Raw genomic sequence first — 761 nt, 5'->3', positions numbered from 1 at the left:
TCCCCACCATTGAACACAAGATTTTAAATTTGTCTTTGATAGACGGAATTATTCCGTTTATCACACAAAATAAAATTTTATAATATTTATCAAAGCCTTTGATAAAATAAGAAAAAAAGAGTATTTTATCAAAATTAAGAATCACGAAAGACAGAAAAACCCCGTGTTTAAACACGGAATAAATCCGCCTATTAAACTGTTATATTGTTTCGAGAGTCCAGCTTTAATGACCGAATCCGAAAAAGATACAATTAGACTTTTTAATGATATTAAAGTCAATCTAGTTAGAATTCCTGAAGGAATTGAAAAAACACCAGATTTTTCTGTGGAAACTGACAAACAGAAGATTTTTATTGAAGTAAAGGAAATCAATGAAAATGAAGAAGAAAAAGGACTTCTGAAAGAAATTGATGAAAAAGGACACGTAAGTGGCGACTCGCCTGAAATAGGAAAACGTTTTCGTCCTTTAATACGAGCGGCAAATAGACAATTAAAAATGCGATGCACATCTAATGAGGCAGGTTTAGTTATAATTCAGGATGTTCGACATTTCTTTACACGTAGCTGCATACCTGAAGAAGAGATAAAACTTGCTATGTTTGGTGACAGAGTTACGTGGTTAGGGATAAATTCAGGTAAAATTCAAGCAGATCTTTTTGATAAAAATAAAACAACAACTGAACAAAAAAACACAACCACAAGTGCAGTGGGTTTAATGATTAAAAATGTACAAAACGATAGCGGTGTTTTTCAAGACAGTT

General features: G+C 32.1%; 1 protein-coding gene. It reads left to right on the top strand.

Going from position 1 to position 761, the window contains the following annotated elements; genetic code table 11:
- Window positions 1–226: 226 nt before the first annotated feature.
- Window positions 227–761 (top strand): hypothetical protein (locus CJF42_RS26260; RefSeq protein ID WP_141235708.1); only part of this gene is annotated, 535 nt, incomplete at its 3' end.

Origin of the sequence: Pseudoalteromonas sp. NBT06-2 (assembly GCF_002276045.1) — a bacterium.
Lineage (GTDB): Bacteria > Pseudomonadota > Gammaproteobacteria > Enterobacterales > Alteromonadaceae > Pseudoalteromonas.
Note: the sequence above shows the minus strand (reverse complement) of the source record. Positions and strands in the feature narration are given on the sequence as shown.